This is a genomic window from Planococcus sp. ISL-110 (assembly GCF_018613575.1).
Lineage (GTDB): Bacteria > Bacillota > Bacilli > Bacillales_A > Planococcaceae > Planococcus.
In genome coordinates this window covers 70,064-91,174 of record NZ_JAGGPX010000006.1, presented here as the reverse complement: position 1 = coordinate 91,174, position 21,111 = coordinate 70,064, and the positions used below count along the sequence as shown (strand labels likewise).

The window sequence follows — 21,111 nt, the reverse complement described above, 5'->3', positions numbered from 1 at the left end:
ATTTTTCGCCTTAAAGCGGTACTAAAGATATATGCACTATTACGGAAAATTGGTTTGAATTAAGAAGGAATACCAAAGTAGACAGAGAAATAGTTGATGTCAGACAAATCGCCTGAATGGGGGAATTTTTGATGAAAATTATTGTAGCAGGTGGAGACGGATTTTGTGGTTGGCCCACTGCCTTGTATTTATCTCAAAAAGGACATGATATTTCCATTATCGACAGCATGGTCAGAAGACATATTGACGAAGAACTGGGCTCGAATTCAATTACACCAATTGCCGGCCTCGAAGAACGAGTAGCTAAATGGAAGGAACTGACCGGCAATGAAATACGTACATACGAGGGCGATTTGCAGAACTTTGATTTCCTGAAAAACGTTCTTGAAAAAGAACAGCCTGAGGCATTCGTCCATTTTGCCGAACAGCGCTCTGCCCCGTACTCCATGATTGACCGGGAACATGCCATATACACGCAGGTCAATAACGTTGTCGGGACACTTAATGTTCTCTATGGCATAAAGGACATTGTTCCGGATTGCCACTTGATCAAACTTGGAACCATGGGTGAATATGGAACACCCAACATCCGGATTGAAGAAGGCTATTTGGATGTCGAACACAAAGGCCGTAAAGATCGCTTGCCCTTCCCCAAGCAACCCGGTTCTTATTATCATCTCTCCAAAGTCCATGATAGCCATAACATCATGTTCGCCTGCAGGGTTTGGGGAATTCGCGCAACCGATTTGAATCAGGGTGTTGTGTACGGGCTTTCAACAAAAGAAACCGAGCTCGATCCGATTCTGGCAAACCGGCTGGATTACGATTCGGTGTTTGGCACTGCGTTGAACCGGTTCATCATCCAATCAGCCATTGGCCACGATTTAACGGTTTATGGAAAAGGCGGCCAAACCCGCGCCTTCCTGAGTATCGAGGATACAGTGCGTTGCATCGAAATTGCGGCTGAAACTCCCGCTGATCCCGGTGAGTTTCGCGTGTTCAACCAGTTTACAGAAGAATTTTCAGTAATGGAACTGGCTGAAATGGTCCGAAATGTAGCGGCTGAAGAAGGCTTGTCGGTTGGGCTCATCCACCTGGAAAACCCACGGGTTGAAAAGGAAGAGCATTTCTACGAAGCCGTCAATACCAATTTACTTGATCTTGGATTAAAACCCCATATGCTGACAGACGATGTTATACGCAATATCTTAAAGACAGTCATCGCACATAAAGATCGTGTCATCAAAGAAAATGTCCTGCCAACCGTTACGTGGAAATAAGCGGCGGTTGCCGAACCGAAATTTACGGGAGGGAGCTTTTTCTATGAAGATCATGATCGTCACTGAGACTTTTTTGCCTTCTACTGATGGCGTTGTTACGAGACTGACTGCCTGTATCCGTTGGCTTCACAAGGATGGCCACGAAGTTCAAGTTATCGCACCCGATCTGGGGGTTAAGGAATTTGACGGAGCTATCGTCAAAGGTGTTCCTGCCTATACTTTTCCATTTTATCGCTCCAGAAAGTTTGCTCTTCCAAACCGCATCATCAAAAAATACATGGCCGACTTTAATCCCCATGTTGTTCATGTCGTCAACCCAGCGGTTGTCGGCTATTCAGGCGTTACTTACGCCAAAAAGCTCGGGATCCCTTTGGTCGCGTCCTATCATACCAACATCCCTCAATATATGGCCTATTACAAATTCGGTAAGTTTGACTGGCTCGTGTGGTGGTTCATAAAAAAGCTGCACAATCAGGCAGACCTGAATTTGTGTACTTCCCATACGGTTCTGGAAGAATTGACAGAAAAGGGGTTTGAGCGGATGCAGGTGTGGAGACGCGGAGTTGATACGGTACAATTTCATCCGAGACATTCCTCAGCTGGTATGCGGACCCGGTTATCCGGGGGACATAAGGATAAAATCCTTCTTCTTTATGTCGGCCGCTTGGCTGCTGAAAAAGAAATCGAAAAAATTCGGGATGTCTTAACAGCTTCGGATCAATTTTGCCTGGCAATTGTCGGAGACGGCCCTCATCGCAAAGAACTGGAAAAGCATTTTATGAAGACAGACACAGTATTTACCGGTTTTATCTATGGAGATGAACTGGCTTCAGCTTTCGCTTCAGCAGACGTGTTCGTCTTCCCTTCTACCACCGAAACCTTAGGCTTGGTCATTATGGAAGCGATGGCTTCGGGATTGCCGGTAGTTGCAGCGGAAAGCGGGCCGACAAAAGAACAGGTTACAGATCGCAGAAACGGGCTGCTGTATGATTCACAAGATCCGGAAAGCTTCAAAAACACCATCCTGCAGCTGGAAAACGCCAGCTTTCGCCAACAACTGGCACAGCAGGCAACCGTTGACGTAGCTGAATTGGGCTGGGCTGCTGCCGCAGAACAAATCCGGGATTTGTACAGCCAGGTAGCCGAGGACAAGGCAGTCGAACCCTTACAGGCTGCTGAATAAGAATGGCCGGAATTCCCGGAGAACAGGTGGGATGTCATGGAGAACGGCGGAAAATCTCGGGCTCCTGTCCAAACCCTTCAATTTACCGTAATTGGCATTTCCAATGCGGCTGTGGATATCGGATCACTTAATCTGCTGTTGCTGGTACATCCGACCGATCATAGTGGAACCTTAACGCTTTTCAATACCATTGCCTATTGTCTGGCAGTGAGCAATAGCTATATTTGGAATTCAATGATTACCTTTCGGCACACGGCTAAAGGCAGCTCCAAGCAGCGTTTCGGATTTTTCGTGCAAGGACTGTTCAGCCTGCTGATCAACAACGGAGTTTTCCTGGCTTTCAATCTGCTGTTTCAATCCATCGGCATGCCTGCTTGGATTCGCCATAACCTGGCTAAAGGGCTGGCGATGTTCGCTTCGTTTTCAGCCAGTTTCTTTATGATCAAATATCTCGTCTTTAAAGACAAACCACACCGAAATCAGCAATAAGTCACCTAACAAACCCCACTCATCAAAAAATTAGGGATGAGCGGGGTTTTTATGTTGAATAAAGATTTTGTTCATTTTCAGCCAGTACTTTTTCTCCAGCATCCACAAACCTCGCAAAGGCTTTGCTACTAACGCTACAGGTAAAAAGTAAGCTCTTAAGTTCAATTAATATAGTTCTTTAGTTTAAATTAGCTAGTCAAAATTGCACAACCATAGTAGTCTATAAATATAGAGCCGAGCAATGAACAACTCAAATAAAAAAACTTCGCTTGGAAAGCTTTTTTTCTTCTCTTAATTTTCGTTAAAGCGGTTTAAAAAGAAGCAAAGCTATGTGTATCAAGCTATGCCTGTGACCCTACTAAATTTAAGGAGTGAAACCAGTGAATTTTCACAAAAAAACCATTTTTTCATCATTGGCGGCCGCCATTTTTTTGCTTGCCGGATGTGCCATCGATCCTGTCAATCTTGCCAATGAACAACAGCCGATTGTTTTTGAAGTCAGAAAGCCTTCCGTTGCCATTGCTCCTGCGGAACTGAACATGACTCATTCCGCTTCACTGTCAGCCATCGGGGATATCCTGATCCATGAACGTGTTTACCTGGATGCCAAAACTGCAGATGGTTTTGATTTCGATCCCATGCTCGAAAAAGTCACACCTTTTTTGGAAAGTGCTGATATTACTGTCGCAAATTCTGAAAGCATCATTGGCGGAAGCGAAATCGGCCTCTCCACCTACCCCGCCTTTAACAGCCCTTATGAGGTAGGGGATGCCTTGAAGGATTCAGGTGTCGATGTTGTTACCCTGGCGAATAACCATACGCTGGATCGAGGAATTCCCGCCATTGAAAATGCCATCAGCTATTGGGATCAGATTGGAATGGTCCACACAGGTTCCCATCTATCTGCCGGTGAGCGGGCAGAAACTGCCTTGATGACACGCAATGGAATCACCTTTTCCTTCCTATCCTATACCTATGGCACAAATGGAATCCCAACGCCGGCTGGAAAAGATTATTTGGTAAACCGTATCGATCCTTTGCTTATCCAACAGGACTTGAAACGCGCAAAAGAAGTGTCTGACGTAGTCGTTTTGAGCCTTCATTTTGGGGAAGAATATCAAAAAATGCCGAATGCCGAGCAGACCGAACTGGCTCATTTCTCTGCTGAGAATGGTGCGGATATTATTTTGGGACACCATCCCCATGTGCTGCAGCCGCCAGAATGGATCGCTACTGAAGATGGACGCAAAGCTTTTGTAGTTTATTCGCTCGGAAACTTCCTTTCGGGCCAAGATGAGTTGGATCGGCAAATTGGTGCAATCCTGCATCTCGATATTGAAAAAAAGACGACTGCGGACTCCACTAACATCACCTTGCAGAATCCATCATTCACGACAACCTTTGTCAGAAGTTCCAATTCCAAAGATTACGAACTGGATCTGTTGAAGAATGTCGATGCCAACTTAAACGCTGCCACCAAAGCCCATCTATCCACTTGGATCGGTGACCTCCACTTTATCGAATAAACGCACAGAGCCGATTGCTCTGTGCGTTTTCCTTTTAAAATGCAGTGTTTAGATTCCATCCCGATTCGGGTAATTGATACTATCATCAAAAAGGTGGAGTGATTATGCGAATTTCCTGTATGGGCAGCCTGCTGATTTCAATCGTTCTTTCAATCATCGTGACGATTCTAGTGAACCTGCTGTTTTTTTAGATCATACACAAGCCAGCATCCCTCTTGGGGTGGCTGGCTTGGTTTATTTAGCCTCTTCGAATTTCTTCTGCTGCTTCTGCGAGCCCTTCCTGGAAAATGTGGTCGCTCCCGGAAAGCTGCCTCACTTTCGCGCTCGGTAGATTTTCCATGTATTTTTCCAAGTGCTTGTAAGGAACAATGTCGTCACCAATACTATGGAAAAGAACAACATCAGGCAAAAGCGAATTTCGGGAAACAAAGTCCTCTGCCAGGGTAAAATCCTCTAATTCCCAATCCTTATCGATTCCCCAAAAAGGTGCCGCAATCGTAATGAGCTTGGCAAACGACTTTCCCAGTTCTTCTTCCGATAAAAATTTCAACAAAGCCGACCCGCCTATCGAATGACCCACCAATACCGCTCCATCGTCCAAGGAAGCAATCTCTTCTTTCAGTTTGTTCTTCCATTCCACATATTGTGGATCTTCCGGATCCGGCATTTTTGGAGCAATCACCTGAAAAGCGGATCCCAATTCTTCCTCTAGATACTGCAGCAACCCTGCACTTCCCTGCCCCTCCTCTTGGGGGCCAGCACTGTGGATGAATAAAACCTGCTTCATAGCAGCCTCCTCCTTTCTCCATCATGATGCGCTTGTCGAACCAAAAACAGTCTACAGATAAAGACTTTTTCACTTTATATTTCTCCGTTATTTCATCTCTCAAACATTTCCTGCCTAATCCAATCTTTATAGAATACGGGCAACTAAAGATACCGCAACTTTATTGACAGGAAATAAGTCTTATGCTGAACAGGGGTTGAGTTTTAAATCCGAAAAGCCGTCCACGAAAAAAGCCATTCCGAAATCTACTAGTTTCGAAATGGCTTTTTTCTATATGCTGTTGTTTATGCAAATCCTAAAAACTTCATGATACTCAATATCAGAATACCGACAACTCCAAAATCAGAGTCACCGAAGGTTGTTCCAGAGAATCCGATATCGCCCAGCAAGACCAATAAGATGGCAGGGATAAAACTGATGATCAGTCCGTTGGCAAATGCGCCCATCATGGCACCGCGCCTTCCGCCTGTCACGTTGCCGAAGACACCTGCCGCGGCTCCTGTGAAGAAATGCGGAACCAGTCCGGGAACAATAACACTTAATCCGAGAACCGGAAGAAGGAACATCGCCAGCAATCCAGCAAAAAAGCTGAACAGGAAACCGATGATTACGGCATTTGGCGCAAACGGGAAGACGATTGGAACATCCAGTGCTGGCTTGGTATTAGGTACCAATTTATCAGCAATCCCCTGGAAAGCAGGTACAATTTCAGCAATCAGCATTCTTACACCCGCCAGGATAATGAAGACGCCTACCGCAAATGTAATCGCTTGTATGAATGAAAAGACTAAGAAATTTGAACCGTTTGATAGGGTCGTTTCAACAAACTCCTGTCCGGCAAATAAAGCGACAACTAAGAAGAATAACGTCATTGTCAAAGAAACTGCAACAGAAGTATCTCTTAGAAAGCCCAGCGATTTAGGAACTTTTATCTCTTCAGTTGTTTTTTCTTTGTTCCCAAACCATTTTCCAACGTTGGCAGAAACAAAATAGCCAATCGAGCCGAAATGTCCTACAGCAAAATCGTCGCTGCCTGTAATTTGCCGCACATACGGCTGCAACAGGGCTGGAAACAGCACCATGCACAAGCCCAAAAGAATCGAGCCTACAATGATCAATGGAGCGCCAGCCAGTCCCCCTACTGACAAGGTTACGGCCAATAGGCATGCCATAAACAAGGTATGGTGTCCGGTAAGGAATATGTATTTAAACGGGGTGATGCGGGCCAATAAAATATTGGTGATCATCCCGAATACCATAATCAATGCAGTAGACGTACCAAACTCGCTTTGGGCGGCAGCGACAATCGCTTCATTGTTCGGAATGACGCCCTGTACGTTGAACGCATGGTCGAACATTTTCCCGAATATATCCAGCGAGCCAATCAGTACTGCAGCTCCGGCTCCAATAATTATAAAGCCCATTACTGTTTTTAATGTTCCCGATACTACGTCAGCACTGCTTTTGCGCTGCAGCAGCAATCCCACAAGCGCAAACAAACCAATAAGAATCGCTGGTGTTCCTAAAATGTCGTTCATGATCAGTTCTAACACAGTAATTCCCCCTTCCCGTCAGACTTATGCTAAATGAGGCTCCAGTTTTGATTTGATTTCCGGAATGCTCATCATGTTCTGTAAATTAACGATGGTTCTTTTTCCGTCATCCATTTGGCTCATGATATCTGCAGCTCCGATAAAGATATCAGCTTGCACCGATTTGGCTGAAGTTAGATCGGTATGATCTACTTCCGCTGTTTTCCCCAATTCTTTTAGCGCCTTCTTCACATTCAATTCCATAATAAAACTGCTTCCTAATCCGTTTCCGCACACTACCATGATTTTCATTCTGTTTCCTCCTTAGAATAATTATGGATGATTTCCAATAGTTGTTCTTTGTCCGTTGCTTCCAGCATCCTTTGAATATTTGCCGGCTCGTTCAGTAAATTTGTCAGTTGGATCAAAGCACGCAGGTGCGAGTCGCTGTCCGCTGCCGCTAATACGATAATCAACTGAACTGGTTTATCCGGAGCAAAATACACGGCTTGCTCGAGCTTTAATAAGCTCATTGATAATGAACGCACTCCTTCTTCAGGGCGTGCATGCGGGATTGCAACCAGTGGGGTGATGACCACATAAGGCCCATTCTTCTCAATGGATTCGACCATCGCGGTTACATATCGTTCTTTAACTGTCCCTAACTCCACAAGCGGACTGGCAGCCAGTTGAATCGCTTCCTGCCAAGTGGCGGCATGTTGTTTTAATTGAAGTGTTTGAGTAGTCAGTAGTTCTCCTAACACAGGTTTTTCTGCCTCCTTTACTGCATATGTGCTTGTTCCTGCTGCTTGCGTATACAAAGTGGCCTGCAATTCCTTTTCCAGTTGTTTCGGGTCGTGAATCGTTGCGTGTTTGGAAATTAGTTTCATCAATCCTGCAACATCTGAGTCCGGAACTGTGTAACCGTATAGTTCCTGCATCACTTGCTTATTCAATTTCTGCTTGTCCCGCTCTTCAAGAATTGGCGGGACTACAAACAAGGTAGCCTCTGTTCTCATAAAGACCGATGAAAATACCAGATCATAGTCCAGTGGATATTCTGTTGTATCCCTGACAGACAGGACATCCAAAAACAGGATAGTCGGAAATAATTCCCGTAGCGTATAGTTGAGGATGTTGCTGACACCAATTCCATGAGGGCAAACAACAATCGCTTTTTTTCGGTCATCCAAACGAGTTCCTTGCCTTTGAAGCCAGCCACCAAAATAGATGGTAAAATAGGCTACTTCATCTTCCGGCAGTTGAAAGCCCAGTTCTTTTTCCAGAATCCTTAAGGATTTGCGCGTCAAATGCTGAAGTTCCGGATAAATTTTGGAAACCCGCTCCATCATCGGATTAACATGAGGAAATCCGTATTTGATGCGGTAAAAAGCTGGTTTGAAATGGACATACAATTGTTCGTAAAGCTGTTCTTTGTCCTGAAGATGGACAAATGTCAGCCGTTCAAACTCTGCTGTGACTTGCTGCAAAAGTTCACGAAAAACCCGGTCATCTCTCAAAGGCGAACGATCTTTTGTCCGATTCATGCTGATCAGATGCAAGGTTGCATAGAGTTTTTCTGTCTGGCTCCATTGAGATTGGAAAGCTGTTGTATCGATCATTGCGTCGATCAGCACATATTCTTTTGTTTCTGCGAATGGGAGCCAGCTTGGATCTTGATCCAACTCTTCTCCTTTGCCGATCAATTGATCCGTGGAAAAGAAAAGGTATGCGAGTTCATGGAGCCGTTCATCGGTAAAAGTGATATCCAATTGCTTTTCAATGTTTTCCAGCTTCTGATGAACGGCTGTTATGCGTTCTTCAAATCCGCTCCATATACACTGCGTGATCATTTGGTTGTTCGGGCTATTCAACACCTCAAAAAGCAGCTGCTCGATCACAAAACGTTTTATCCGGCTATTCCCCGTAATGATGTAACCGAATTGTTTGGAATAATGGATGATTAATCCCATCTCTTTAGCCATTTCTTTCAAATGCTGGAGGTCATTCAATACGGTATTTCTTGAAACTCCCGTCGCAGATTGAAAATGAAACACTGACAGTGGTTCCTGGCTCAACAGAATCATTAAGTAAATTACTTGCTCCCTATCTTTTTCTGAAAAAATATAACTCCGTTTTGTCAGCTTGACTCTTATTTCATCTTCTGCAATCTTATCGGATAGAAAATAACCGAGTTCCCGCTTGTACTGCACTGGTTCATAATTATTAAATTCAAGCCAATCATTGACCTTACTCAAACTGTATTGAATCTGTCTGCGTGTCAGCCCTGTCTGATCTTCAATCTCACTCATTGAGGGAATTGATGAATTTTTCAGGAGCTTTAGTAAAATGGCACTTCTTTCATCTAAAAACATCCCTTGTTCCTCCCTTACCTTTACAATAGTCGATGTATTTGCTGAAATATATCTTTTCTCAGTCCCAATATTGTTCTTAGCCCTGCACAACACTGTACTGTATTTTGATTAACCAAGCTATAAGCTCATTTGCAGCCAACGGCAGCATCGATATGCTGATAAGCGACTCGATTGATCTTATTAATTTTAAAACAAGCAAACATAGGACGGTTTCGAAGCCACTGCATTAAATGACGATATCGATATTTTGGAGATAGTGCCGAAATGGTAAGCTTCCAAGGAGAATTCCCCTTAATTAAAAAAAGATTGGAAAAAGGCAGTATTCTTGTAGAATAGCTGGCTCCCAAAATCAAAAACACATGTGCCTGCCTTAAAGCTATGTCTTTTCAGCTTTCAGACATTTCCTCATGAATGAGTTTATGGTCCCGGCTTTCTCCTGCTATTCGCTGCAACAAATGATTTATACAGATTTTCAAAATTCCTTTTTATTCCTGATTCATTTATACTGAGAGTACACTTAGTTTTTCCTCGATTCCAGATTGTGAAAATTCCAGAACCAATTATTGCTGGGAGGAGAGAATAAAAATGTCGCGGCAGTCCTACCGAAAAGAAAAAAATCAATTGATCTATACTCAGCAGCACCTCGCCAATGAGCGCACCTACCTGGCATGGATACGCACCGTCATTTCGATTGTCGGGGTCGGTTTTCTGGCAACCAGCCTGCATTTTACAATGGGTGTCACACGCAACCCATTTGTGGATATCTTTACTGTCGCACTTGGCATTTTCGCCTGTATTTTTGGTCTTACCGTTATTTTTTCAGCAACCCAAAACTATAAAAAGAAACGCCAGCAAATCATCAATGAAACCTTCACGCCATCGAATATGCACATCACTTTAATATCCTCGATGCTTGCCGTTATGATCATTATGGTCATCATTTACTTTTTCATGATTATGTAAACTGCACCTATCACATCCTAGTTTCGCAGCAAAGGAGCACACGTAATGGATCCCTTAGATATTCTTGAAAACTTACATAAGGTCAAGCCTGCTTTCCAGCCGATCATTAGTGCAGTCAAACATAACGTCATCGGCTATGAAGTTTTGGGACGATTCCAATTTGAAGGCAGTTGGATCAGCTTGGGCGACTTTTTTCATGACAAAGATGTGCCCGATGAATACAAAGTCGAAGTCGATCAGCATCTGCTGAAGCTGGCGATCACCAAAATGCTCGATTCCGGGAATGACGGCCTGCTGTTTATCAATCGCAACGCCAAGCAATTGCTGATCAACAGCGGAGAAGATTTTTTGGAATCTCTAAAGGAATACGCTGAAAAAGGCTTCTCGATGAACCGGATTGTCTTGGAAATTACCGAACATGATTTTGATGAAGATTTTGAAGTGCTGGAGCACCTTTTAATTTACTACAAGACCTACGGCATCCAGATTGCCGTCGATCATGTAGGGGCAAAAAGCTCTAATATCGACCGAATCCGCCAGCTACGTCCTCATATTTTAAAAGTTGATACCAGTTTTGTCCGGAATTCCAATACCGAAGTGTTCCAGGATGTTATCCAAACCCTGTCTGTACTGGCCAGACGGATTGGCGCCAAACTTTCCTATGAAAATATCGAAGACAATCACCAATTGTATTTCGCCTGGAAACACGGTGGCCATTATTACCAGGGGTTTTATTTGGCAAAGCCGGATTTTGAACTTCCAGTGAATGGTTGTATTCCGATTGATGTAGGAGAAAAGATCAAAGCGTTTGTTCAGCGGAAAAAATCGATGGTGCAAGAACGTTATGCTTTTACCCATAACCGGGAAGAGAAAGTAAAAAAATTGCTGCCTAAATGGAAAGGTCCTGAAACAGCAGACCATTTTATCGAAGCCGTGGCTGAGCCTTTCAAAGAAGAAAGTTTCCGCTTGTACATATGCAATAGCGATGGCCAGCAAGTGTCTTCCAACTTCCGGAAATACGGCGACCAATGGAAGTTAGAACCTGATCAAATCGGTTCGCATTGGGCATTCCGTCCATATTTCCTCGAAAATACCATGCAAATGAAAACCTGGCATAAAGGGATTTTATCGGATAGCTATTCAGATATCGAAACAGGCGAGATGATTCGCACATTCAGTTATCCTTTGTCGGAAGACTGCTATTTGTTTATCGACATCAGCAACGATTTTATTTCTGAAAGAGATTATCTGCTGTTTCAATGATTGAACAAATGACAGCAACTGAATATCCGTCTTGCCTGAATGTTCAGCTGCTTTTTCAACAGGACATAAAAAAACCTCTCCAGAAAATGGAGAGGTTTTTTCATAGTACCGGATTTTTCATGAAGTTATCATCTTTTCTGAAATTCCCCATGACTTCCATCGTTTCGCTGATGCTGACAAACGCATTCGGATCGATATTTTTTATCAATGGCCGTACAAATGCCAGCTCGTGGCGGCTGATGACACTATACAGGACTTTTACTTTCGCCGCCGAATAGGCACCTTCGCCATCAACGACCGTGATGCCACGGTAAAGTTTATCGAGCAGTTCATTTTTGACTGCATCCCCTTGATTGGTCACTACCATCAAGCTAAGTTTAATGTGGCGCGTATGGACCCGGTCAATCACCAGTCCAGTGATATAGATGGAAGCCATCGTATACATCGCCAATTCCCAGGAAAATACAAATCCTGCTACAAAGACCACCGCACTGTTAAGCACAAAAACAAGAGCCCCCAGTGGGATGTCCCGTTTCCTCGACAACAAGAGGCCGATGACATCAAAGCCGCCGGTTGAGCTATAGAAACGAATGATGACCCCAATAGCTATACCTGAAATTACTCCGCCGAACACCGAAGAAAGCAAGGCATCCTCTGTCAATTTAACAACGGGAATATATAGCATCGATACAGATGTTACAACAACAGAAAACAGGCTATTGGCAATGAAGTTCTTGCCAAGCTTCATCCAGCCAAGAACCAGAATCGGAATGTTCAGGATGATCATCCAAATCCCAGCATTCAAAGGGGTTACCAAGCCAAGCATCATCGCAATGCCGGTCACTCCGCCCGCCAATACTTCATGGGGCAATAAAAACATATTAAACGCAAATCCAAGAACAATCGAAGAAACAAAAACAAGCAATAATCTCGTCCATTTATTCATAACCAAACTCCAATCTGAAGGCAACCCTTACATAATCTATTTTGTTCAACCCACAAAAAAAGGCCGTGCAGCTGCACGTCGCCTTAAGAGCATTTATTAGACTGTAATCTTTTACTTTTCAATAAAAAATACGAAAAATACGAATAAATTGTTCTTTTTTATAGTGAACCAATAGTTCATATTATAGTGGCTTCAAGGACCAAAAAGCAAGCGTTTCTTCTTTTGTTTACCGTCTTTTCACAATTAGAAAAAGGGATCCGGAATAATACATTCCTGAATCCCTTTTTATGCTATTTCGCCTTTTCCAATTTACGAATCGCTTTTTCCAGTTCCGCTTTTTCTTCCCCCATAATTTCAGGGTATTCCGGGTCTATCTGCTCCAGCGCCTTAACCATTACTTCCGAAATGATGTAACGTGAAAACCACTCATCGTCAGCTGGAAGTGCATACCAGGGCGCATATTCCGTTGATGTGTTGTTCAACAGATCTTCAAAAATTTCCTGGTAACCGTCCCAGTGCACACGCTCTTTTACGTCATTAAATGAAAACTCCCAGTTTTTTTTAGGATTTTTCATGCGCTCCAGCAAGCGTCGGCGTTGTTCATCATAAGACATATTGAAAAAGAATTTCACTACCGGAAATCCATTTTCCATCATATAGCGTTCGTAATCATTGATTTGGCGATAGCGGACATTCCAAATGTTTTCGTCGATCAATTCGTTCGGAAGCGGTGTCTCCTCCAGCAAATTATGGACTCTTGGCGCAATCACTTCTTCATAATAAGAGCGATTCAAGATGCCAATTTGCCCCCTTTCCGGCATTCCTTCCCGAAATCGCCATAAGTAATCGTGGGCAAGCTCGGTTTCAGATGGCTTTTTAAACGAGGTCGTCTTCAATCCTTGGGCCGTCAAGTTCGAAAAGATATACGTAATGGCTTCGTCTTTTCCAGCTGCATCCATCGCTTGAAGTACGACAATAATTCCTTTTTCTTCTTGAGCATGCAGCTTCATATGAAGTTCCTTCAGTTTTTTGACACTTTCAGGAATCAGTTTTTCCTTTAACTCTTTTTCACTGAAGCTATCTCCATCGGTCGTTGGATAATGGGCAAGCTTTATTTTTTTATCTTTTTGGACTAAGTATTTATCGATATCCATAATTATCCTCCTTCTTGCATTTCAATGCTACGCTGTGAGTTGATTGATCTACTTCCCCTTATACCCTGTACCGGAAGAGATCTAACAGGCAATTGAAAAACCACAATCTTCATTTGGATTGCGGTTTTTCAATTGCCTGTTCACTTTCACCCTCAACTGAAATTTGCCAATCGATGCCGAATTTATCAACCTGCATGCCATAAAATGGGCTCCAAAAAGTTTCCTGCAGCTCCATGCTGACGGTGCCACCTTCGACCAATTTGTTGAAAACAGCTCGCACTTCTTCAATTTCATCGAAAAACACAGTCACTGACACATTATTGCCTTTTTGAAATGTCGGCATCCCCATTCCTGAAGGAACATCGGATATCATCAGCGAATCCCCATTTTCCAAGTCAAACTGTTCGTTCATCACCATATCCTTCACTTTTTCTGGCATGCCTTCCAAATCCGCATCCTGCGCCTCACCGTAAGTCATAATTCCCACTAATTCCCCATCCAACACATCTGCATAAAAGTGTGCCGCTTCCTGGCCATCCCCATCAAAGTTTAAATAAGGAAACATTTTTGTAATCATCGTTGCCCTTCTTTCTGATTTTTTTCTTGGCTTGCTAAAGCTCCGCTAAATACTCCTCCAGGCGGTCATAAGTATAAGTCATCCCACCGACAGCCTGCATATCGATAACGTTCTGCAGTTCTTCCTGCGAATCGAACTTCGTTGCGGAAACAACTTTACAACCTGCCCCTTCGGTAATAAAATCCATCTTGATCAGCATCATCGGCATATCCTCGACTTCATTTTCCTGTTCATCAGAAAAAGCGTCGACATACACCAACCGGTCTGGAGGATCAATTTCCCGGTAAACGGCTTTCCCACAGGATTCCTGCCCTCTAGGCGAACGCATGCAATAATGCCAGATGCCACCGGGTTTCACTTCCATTTTGTAGACGGTCGTATCCCAACCGATCCGCAATATGGTCCGATTCGATGAACATTGAAAATACCAGCTCTTTTGGCGCATTAAACGACCTTTCCATGATCAGTTCTAATCCCTCAACTTTTGAAAAAACCTTATTTGCAGACATCGTAACTCCTCCTTGTTCTTTACTTGATCCAAGCATCTCTGGCATATAAGAAACAAAGAACAGTTTCCCCTCCTTATCCTTTTTAAAAATCCCTTTTGGTTTGCTATCCGTTTAAAACTTTATAATGATGCGTGAAGAGTCGCCTTTTGCCAAAATATCGAAGCCTTTATTGACTTCATCCAATGTGATGAAATCTGTGATCAGTTTATCGACAGGCAAGCGATTTTCCTGAAACAGGTTCATATAGCGCGGAATGTCCCGGCTTGGTACACAGCTCCCCAAATACGACCCCTTAATTGTCCGTTCTTCAGCAGTCAGCGACAAATATGGAAAGGAAAATTGATGTTCCGGATGGGGCAAGCCTGTTGTGACCGTCGTTCCACCGCGCTTGGTTACGGCATAGGCAACATCCATGGCCGGCACGACTCCCGCGGTTTCAAAGGCGTAATCCAAGCCACCTCCTGTAGCTTTTCGAATCCTTTCGACAACGTCTGGATCTTTTGAATTAAATACATCCGTGGCTCCTAATTCCTTCGCTTGTTTCAGTTTCGTTTCATTGATATCCACAGCTACAATACGGCTGGCTCCTGCAGCAATTGCCCCAAGCAACGCACTGAGCCCAACACCACCAAGACCGACTATGGCTACTGTGCTTCCAAGTTTAATACCGGCTGTATTGACTACTGCTCCGACGCCCGTAATGACTGCACAGCCAAACAGCGCCGCTTTTTCAAATGGAATGTCTTTGTTCACTTTGACGACTGAATTTCTTGAGACTACGGCATATTCCGAAAAAGCTGATACCCCCACATGGTGATTGACGGTTTCCGTTTCTGTATGGAGACGATTCCCGCCACCAAGCAAAGTTCCAGCCGTATTGGAGGCTGCCCCCGGTTCGCATAAGGCAGGACGCCCTTCCCGACAAGGACCGCATTGTCCACAGCTTAGTACGAATACGCAGGCGATGTGGTCGCCTGGTTCCAGATCAGTCACTCCTTCACCCACTTCAACAATCACACCCGCTGCCTCGTGGCCAAGAGCCATAGGAAGCGGTCGAGGCCGGCTGCCGTTCATCACCGATAAATCGGAATGGCATAAGCTCGCTGCTTTTACTTGGATCAATACCTCTCCTTTTTCCGGTGAATCCAGTTCCAATGTCTCAATTTGAATCGGCTGGCTTTCTTCGTATGGTGTTGAAGCACCGATTTCCCGTAATACCGCTGATCTCACTTGCATATTTACACCCTCTCCTCAAATCAAATTTTCAAATCAATATAATTTGATGCCGATGAACTTCATATCAGTCATTTCTTCAATGGCATATTTGACGCCTTCTTTTCCGGTGCCGCTGTTTTTCACTCCACCATAGGGGATATGGTCATAACGGCGGACCGACACTTCATTGATCCAAACACCACCTGTATCCAGCGCATCCGCCATCCGCATAGCTCGGTTAATGTCGGCTGTAAAGATGCCCGCCTGCAGACCGAAATCCGAATCATTGGCATGGTGTACTGCTTCTTCTTCCGTACTGAAAGGCATGACACTGACGATAGGCGCAAACACTTCTGCACAGACCACCTTCATGTCTGGTGTTACATCACTGACAATGGTCGGCTCCATCATCGTACCTCTCCGGTTTCCGCCGGCGGATAAGGTTGCGCCTTGTCCTAGAGCTTCTTTGACCCACGATTCTGCCCGTTCAGCTGCTTCCTGAGTGATCATCGGTCCCATATCGGTGGATTCATCCAAAGGATCGCCTATTTGGAGAGCTTTTACTTTTTTTGTCAGATTTTCGAGAAAAGCTGAATAGATCGCTTCCTGCACATAAATTCGCTGTGCGGATACGCAGGCCTGTCCGGCATACGTAAAACCGCCGATCACAATAGCATTGACCGCAACATCCAGATCCGCATCTTCAAAGATGATATTCGGAGCATTCGACCCCAGTTCCAGAGTGACTTTTTTTCGCTTGGCCATTTCGTGTATTTTCCAGCCGACAGCGCTGCTTCCGGTAAACGTCACCCGTTTGACTTTCGGATGGGTCACAAGGGTTTCTGCCAGCTCCTGTCCCGGTCCCATGACAATGTTGATGACGCCTTTTGGCAGTCCGGCTTTCTCAAAAAGCCGATACAAAAGAACAGGGGAAAGCGGTGTTTTCTCTGCCGGTTTCAAGACCACCGTATTGCCGGCCGCAATCGCTGGGGCAATCTTATGAAGCACTAAGTTCAATGGAAAGTTAAAAGGGGTGATGGCTACTACCACGCCAAGAGATACACGCTTCGACATGCCGATTTGACTTTCTCCGCCAATCGCACTGTCCAATGGAATCATTTCTCCATAGATTGATTTGGCGCCGTCTGAAGAAAACCGCAGTACCTGGACAGCACGCACCACTTCTACCCGGCTTTCCTTAATCGGTTTGCCGGCTTCCAGAGACAAGAGATGTGCAAAGTCATCTGCCTCCAGTTCCAACAGATCAGCAGTTTTCCGAAGAATTTCAGAACGTTTATGTGCCGGCATCTTCTTCATGGTCTTCACGTAGACGCGATGAGCACTGACAACCGCCTCAGCGGCATCTTCAGGTGTAGCGCATGAAATTTTTCCGATGGTTTCGTTATTATAGGGATTGAGCACGTCAATTTCGTTTCGTCCATCTTTAGGCAATTCCTTGCCATCGATAATGGAACCGAAATGGTACTTTCCGATTTCAATCATTTCGGATTCTCCTCCTTTTCAATTACAAAAACCTCTTTCGTCTTAAAGAGCTTTGCTTTTTTTTAAGACTCATCAATTAATATAGTATGCTCTTTTTAATAATTGTCAATATTCTGTCAATAAAAAGGCAATCCAATACAACAGGAACAGAACACATGCATCCTTCAGCAATTGCCTCATGCTCGGAGTAAAAAGAAAAAGCCAATGGGGCAGCCAAGACCAAAGTGCCAAAAGTGGAATTTTTGACGCAACTTGTAAATTTGTAAAAAAAGAACCTTTACGGTTATCCGTAAAGGTTCTTTTTGGTGGAGGCGGCTTAATCAGCCTGCTTGGGAATCGGTGCTATCTCATCATCTGTCATCAAAAAGTCGTGGCAGTTCATCAGCACTTCCTTGAGCCCCTCAGAAACACGCAGGGCATCGTATGCACATACCGAAATCGCTTTGGTTTGAGGCAAAAGCTTGCCAACTGCATTTTCATATTCTTTAATATCATTTGCAATAATAACTTCTTCCCGCCACTCGACATGTCCCCAGGTACGGAAGCCCAGATCCTCTTCCACAAATGGCGCTATCAAATGGGAGAAATATTCAAGAATGGTCGGCGGATGAAAATTTCCGTACCGCCAATAGAACGTAAAATTATTAACGTAGTGAATGTTCTTCCGCTGTTCGTTGGATACCAGCTCTTCTACACGCTTCAGGATTTTCGGATAAAGGCGTTCGTTCTCAACAAACAGAATCTGATCCCCATGCTTTATGCCCGCAACAATATAAGAAACAGCATTATCAATATAACGCTCCAATTCGTTAACATAATAAAATACATGTGCCCCTTCAGACGTCCTTAATGTATCTTGAATGTTTGTAATTTCTTTTTCCATGATTGATCTCCTTTTAACCAGTAGGCTGGTGGTTGGTCAGATAGCCTTATTCACTCTGCTTACTATACACAAGTAAGGGGATAAAAGATAATGCTACGCGCCCCATTCGTTCAGCAGGCTTAATGCGGCCTCATTTCATGACGCCACCTCCAGAAATCCCCAGATGCTCCCCTGCAATATTTCCAGCCGCATCAGTTAAAAGAAAAGCGATGGCATTCGCCACTTCAGACGCTGTCGAGTGACAGGCAAACCACTGCTTTTCCTGTATATAATACAAGTAGCTATTTCAACATGAGCAAGGGGTGGCGGTCTATGGAAAAATCAATTTGACAATTAAACTTAGATGATTTGCACTATTTGGAAGCCATGGAGACAGGAATAGAAGATGAATACATTCTTCGGGTATACAGCCGGATATCCAGTGGCTCCAGCCGTATGTACGGACTATTTCAGGATGGCCGGTTGGCTAGCATCGGCGGCTACACGATTTTGCCAAGCAATACATTATGCTTGGCAAAATGCGCAGTGATTTGCGCTTCCACAGAAATAATTTGTCTACCCAATTGATGCCCTATATTATGGAACAGGCCTTTATGTTTCCTGCTATTCAATGGATCGGTTGCACATGCACAGCAGCAGAGCGCATCCGCCCGTCGTGTCATGGACAAACTGGGACTTGCAGAAGTATCCACACTCTACAGTGCCATTTCGTCTGATGCTTCCTCTCTCGAAACCGGCAACGCTGTCTAATCGGAAATCGCGGCTCTCCCCCAAAAAAAGCTTGGATAGAAAGGCTGTATATCAAAACAGGAGCCGCGTTTCCTTATGAATGCTATTACACATTTCCAGCTTCTGAAGAGTTATTTGCGGATGCTAAGCTGGCACAATGGTCATTTTTCGAAAATCGTGATAAGGACCAGGTATTGATTCCGAAAAAAGACTACAAGCGGGCTCATTATTTGCATACAGTTTACCCATGGGATAACCTCATGGAGCATCCGGGATTATAGGAGACCGTTTCAACGGCGCAGCGGCGACTAAGTGAACAGGTAGGAGCCCACGCCTTGCTGTGGATGGATTTAAGCCCGGAACAGGTCAGTAAGCTGCCCGAGCACCACACCTTCGACTTACCTTCACCGTGGCTGTTATATGGCACTGGCCGTCTTATAAAGCAACTTGAGCCTACTTCTGTTTAATAGTAGAAAAGCGAGCCGCCTCTTNNAAGAGGCGGCTCGCTTTTCTATAGGTGCTCGTGGAATTCGAAAAACTTAAACGCCTTCTGTCAATGCGTTTTCACGATCGATTCTTTGCTGCTTCACTTTCAATTCTTCCATTTCAACTTCTGTTAAAAATTGAACCTTGTAGCCAACCAATGCCATAATGATTCCGATGATCGGAACTGCGTAATTGAGCACCGCATAAGGCGCATATGCAAATGGATGAACCGCTAACGTTGCCAGGATGAAGACTCCACATGTATTCCATGGAATAAACGGAGAAGTCAGGGTGCCGCCATCCTCAAGCGCACGTGAAAGGTTCTTCGAATGCAGCCCTTTATCCTGATAGGCTGTGGCATACATTCTACCCGGCAGCAGAATGGAAATATATTGTTCTGATGCCGTTGCATTGGTAAAGAAAGCAGAAACAATTGTTGCCGCAATTAAGGTGCCGGCAGACTTCGCTACCTTCAGAATCTGTTTGACGATAGCTTTCAACATGCCTGTATGTTCCAATATCCCGCCAAAAACCATCGCAAAAATGGTCAGTGAGACCGTGAACATCATCGAAGCGATGCCGCCGCGGTTAAACAAGTCATCGACCATTTCATTGTTGGAGACAATCACAAAACCGTCATGAAGTGTATTGACGGCATCTCCCATATTTCCGCCCTGTACAAAAATTTGGCACATAAAGCCAAGAAAAACGCCGATTATCAACGCAGGCAAAGCTGGCACTTTTAATCCCACCAGTACGACAATGGCTGCAGGTACAAGCAGAAGCCAAGGTGAAATAAGAAAACTACTGTCTAATGCAGACAAAATCGCCTGAATATTCCCTTCGTCGATTGCCGATCCGCCAAATTGGCGGCCAAGGAAAAAATACACTACTAAGGCAATAACCAAGCCTGGAACTGTTGTATAGAGCATATGCCGAATATGTTCGAATAAATTTGTGTCGGTAACTCCCGCTGCCAGGTTTGTCGTATCCGACAACGGCGACATTTTATCACCGAAATAAGAGCCTGATATGACCGCGCCAGCAACCATTGCCGCAGGGATTCCCATACTTATGCCAATTCCCATGCCGGCTATACCGATCGTACCCATCGTCGACCATGAACTGCCGATTGCGAGCGCAACGATTCCACAAATGATGCAGATCGTCATCAAAAACAGCGACGGCGTAATAAGCTGCAAGCCGTAAAAAATCATGGTGGCAATAATTCCGCCGCCAATCCAAGACGCAATGATCATGCCGACCACTATAATAATCAGAATAGCAGGAAGAGCAAGCCGGATTCCTTTATAGGCCCCTTCTTCAATCGTTTCCCATTTATAGCCGAGACGCCAAGCAATAAGGCCGGCCACTATGGCTCCCAAAGCTAAAGGAACATGTGGGCTGCCTTCGAATACAATGATGGTGATTGCCATTGCGGCAATCATGGTAATTAATGGGACAAGCGCCAATAAAAATGGTATTTCAATCTCTTGCTGATTTGTCTTCATTTTATGTATCCCCTTACATTTTAGTTTATTATTCAATATTACAGCAAAATTTAAAATAATCTATATATTATTTTAAAATATATAATTTGCACTTAAAAATCATCATTTCAAAAACCGCTTTGGACACGCCGGCACTGAGACTCTTGCTTAATAAACAAGAGCTTATGTTTTTCACTTTCCTATTAGTAGAATACAGACAA

19 protein-coding genes are annotated in these 21,111 nt (G+C 44.3%); 6 read left to right on the top strand and 13 right to left on the bottom strand.

Annotated elements, in window-relative coordinates; all coding sequences use genetic code 11:
* Positions 1 to 131 precede the first annotated feature (131 nt).
* The 4 genes from J7I83_RS03450 to J7I83_RS03435 all read left to right on the top strand — a co-directional run bounded on the left by J7I83_RS03450 (position 132) and on the right by J7I83_RS03435 (position 4,478).
* Entirely contained in the window at positions 132 to 1,280 is a 1,149-nt protein-coding gene (locus J7I83_RS03450; RefSeq protein ID WP_215099287.1) for an NAD-dependent epimerase/dehydratase family protein, read from the top strand.
* A 43-nt stretch (positions 1,281 to 1,323) separates the two neighbouring features.
* The gene (locus J7I83_RS03445) at positions 1,324 to 2,463 is read left to right on the top strand and encodes a glycosyltransferase family 4 protein (RefSeq protein WP_215099286.1); all 1,140 of its coding nucleotides are present in this window, start codon (positions 1,324 to 1,326) and stop codon (positions 2,461 to 2,463) included.
* Positions 2,464 to 2,499: 36 nt separating this feature from the next.
* Positions 2,500 to 2,952, top strand: a complete 453-nt coding sequence (locus tag J7I83_RS03440; protein WP_215099285.1) for a GtrA family protein — start codon at positions 2,500 to 2,502, stop codon at positions 2,950 to 2,952.
* Positions 2,953 to 3,332: 380 nt separating this feature from the next.
* Positions 3,333 to 4,478, top strand: a complete 1,146-nt coding sequence (locus J7I83_RS03435) for a CapA family protein (RefSeq protein ID WP_215099284.1) — start codon at positions 3,333 to 3,335, stop codon at positions 4,476 to 4,478.
* 238 nt (positions 4,479 to 4,716) lie between these two features.
* Here the strand turns inward: J7I83_RS03435 and J7I83_RS03430 are convergent, their stop codons facing one another.
* The 4 genes from J7I83_RS03430 to J7I83_RS03415 form a co-directional block, all read right to left on the bottom strand.
* A complete protein-coding gene (locus tag J7I83_RS03430) occupies positions 4,717 to 5,265 on the bottom strand; it encodes an alpha/beta hydrolase (RefSeq protein WP_215099283.1) in 549 nt (182 codons plus the stop codon).
* Positions 5,266 to 5,549: 284 nt separating this feature from the next.
* On the bottom strand, positions 5,550 to 6,818 hold the full coding sequence (locus J7I83_RS03425; RefSeq protein WP_215099282.1) for a PTS ascorbate transporter subunit IIC: 1,269 nt from the start codon (positions 6,816 to 6,818) through the stop codon (positions 5,550 to 5,552).
* Between the two features lie 24 nt (positions 6,819 to 6,842).
* Positions 6,843 to 7,109: a PTS sugar transporter subunit IIB gene (locus J7I83_RS03420; RefSeq protein WP_215099281.1), complete on the bottom strand. Its 267-nt coding sequence runs from the start codon at positions 7,107 to 7,109 to the stop codon at positions 6,843 to 6,845.
* On the bottom strand, positions 7,106 to 9,172 hold the full coding sequence (locus J7I83_RS03415; protein ID WP_215099280.1) for a BglG family transcription antiterminator: 2,067 nt from the start codon (positions 9,170 to 9,172) through the stop codon (positions 7,106 to 7,108). The genes J7I83_RS03420 and J7I83_RS03415 overlap by 4 nt, the downstream gene beginning before the upstream one ends.
* A 585-nt stretch (positions 9,173 to 9,757) precedes the next feature.
* Here J7I83_RS03415 and J7I83_RS03410 point away from each other — a divergent pair.
* Both J7I83_RS03410 and J7I83_RS03405 read left to right on the top strand, forming a co-directional pair.
* Positions 9,758 to 10,135 (top strand): YidH family protein, encoded by a 378-nt coding sequence (locus tag J7I83_RS03410; protein ID WP_215099279.1) that lies wholly within the window; start codon positions 9,758 to 9,760, stop codon positions 10,133 to 10,135.
* Between the two features lie 45 nt (positions 10,136 to 10,180).
* Entirely contained in the window at positions 10,181 to 11,398 is a 1,218-nt protein-coding gene (locus J7I83_RS03405) for an EAL domain-containing protein (protein ID WP_215099278.1), read from the top strand.
* Positions 11,399 to 11,498: 100 nt separating this feature from the next.
* Here J7I83_RS03405 and J7I83_RS03400 read toward each other — a convergent pair whose 3' ends face one another.
* From J7I83_RS03400 to nhaC, 9 genes are all read right to left on the bottom strand, one after another.
* On the bottom strand, positions 11,499 to 12,344 hold the full coding sequence (locus J7I83_RS03400) for a YitT family protein (protein ID WP_215099277.1): 846 nt from the start codon (positions 12,342 to 12,344) through the stop codon (positions 11,499 to 11,501).
* A 290-nt stretch (positions 12,345 to 12,634) separates the two neighbouring features.
* The gene (locus J7I83_RS03395) at positions 12,635 to 13,498 is read right to left on the bottom strand and encodes a PPK2 family polyphosphate kinase (RefSeq protein ID WP_215099276.1); all 864 of its coding nucleotides are present in this window, start codon (positions 13,496 to 13,498) and stop codon (positions 12,635 to 12,637) included.
* A 109-nt stretch (positions 13,499 to 13,607) separates the two neighbouring features.
* On the bottom strand, positions 13,608 to 14,075 hold the full coding sequence (locus tag J7I83_RS03390) for a VOC family protein (protein ID WP_215099275.1): 468 nt from the start codon (positions 14,073 to 14,075) through the stop codon (positions 13,608 to 13,610).
* A 34-nt stretch (positions 14,076 to 14,109) separates the two neighbouring features.
* Entirely contained in the window at positions 14,110 to 14,439 is a 330-nt protein-coding gene (locus tag J7I83_RS03385) for an SRPBCC family protein (protein WP_215099274.1), read from the bottom strand.
* Positions 14,390 to 14,584, bottom strand: coding sequence for an SRPBCC family protein (locus J7I83_RS03380; protein WP_215099273.1), 195 nt, complete (start codon positions 14,582 to 14,584; stop codon positions 14,390 to 14,392). The genes J7I83_RS03385 and J7I83_RS03380 overlap by 50 nt, the downstream gene beginning before the upstream one ends.
* Positions 14,585 to 14,695: 111 nt before the next feature.
* Positions 14,696 to 15,820, bottom strand: a complete 1,125-nt coding sequence (locus J7I83_RS03375) for a zinc-dependent alcohol dehydrogenase family protein (protein ID WP_215099272.1) — start codon at positions 15,818 to 15,820, stop codon at positions 14,696 to 14,698.
* A 33-nt stretch (positions 15,821 to 15,853) separates the two neighbouring features.
* Positions 15,854 to 17,302 carry an aldehyde dehydrogenase family protein gene (locus tag J7I83_RS03370; RefSeq protein WP_215099271.1) on the bottom strand — a complete coding sequence of 483 codons (1,449 nt, stop codon included), beginning with the start codon at positions 17,300 to 17,302 and terminating at the stop codon, positions 15,854 to 15,856.
* 316 nt (positions 17,303 to 17,618) lie between these two features.
* Entirely contained in the window at positions 17,619 to 18,185 is a 567-nt protein-coding gene (locus J7I83_RS03365) for an MEDS domain-containing protein (protein ID WP_215099270.1), read from the bottom strand.
* A 1,268-nt stretch (positions 18,186 to 19,453) separates the two neighbouring features.
* The gene (gene nhaC, locus J7I83_RS03360; RefSeq protein ID WP_215099269.1) at positions 19,454 to 20,911 is read right to left on the bottom strand and encodes a Na+/H+ antiporter NhaC; all 1,458 of its coding nucleotides are present in this window, start codon (positions 20,909 to 20,911) and stop codon (positions 19,454 to 19,456) included.
* Between the last annotated feature and the right edge of the window lie 200 nt (positions 20,912 to 21,111).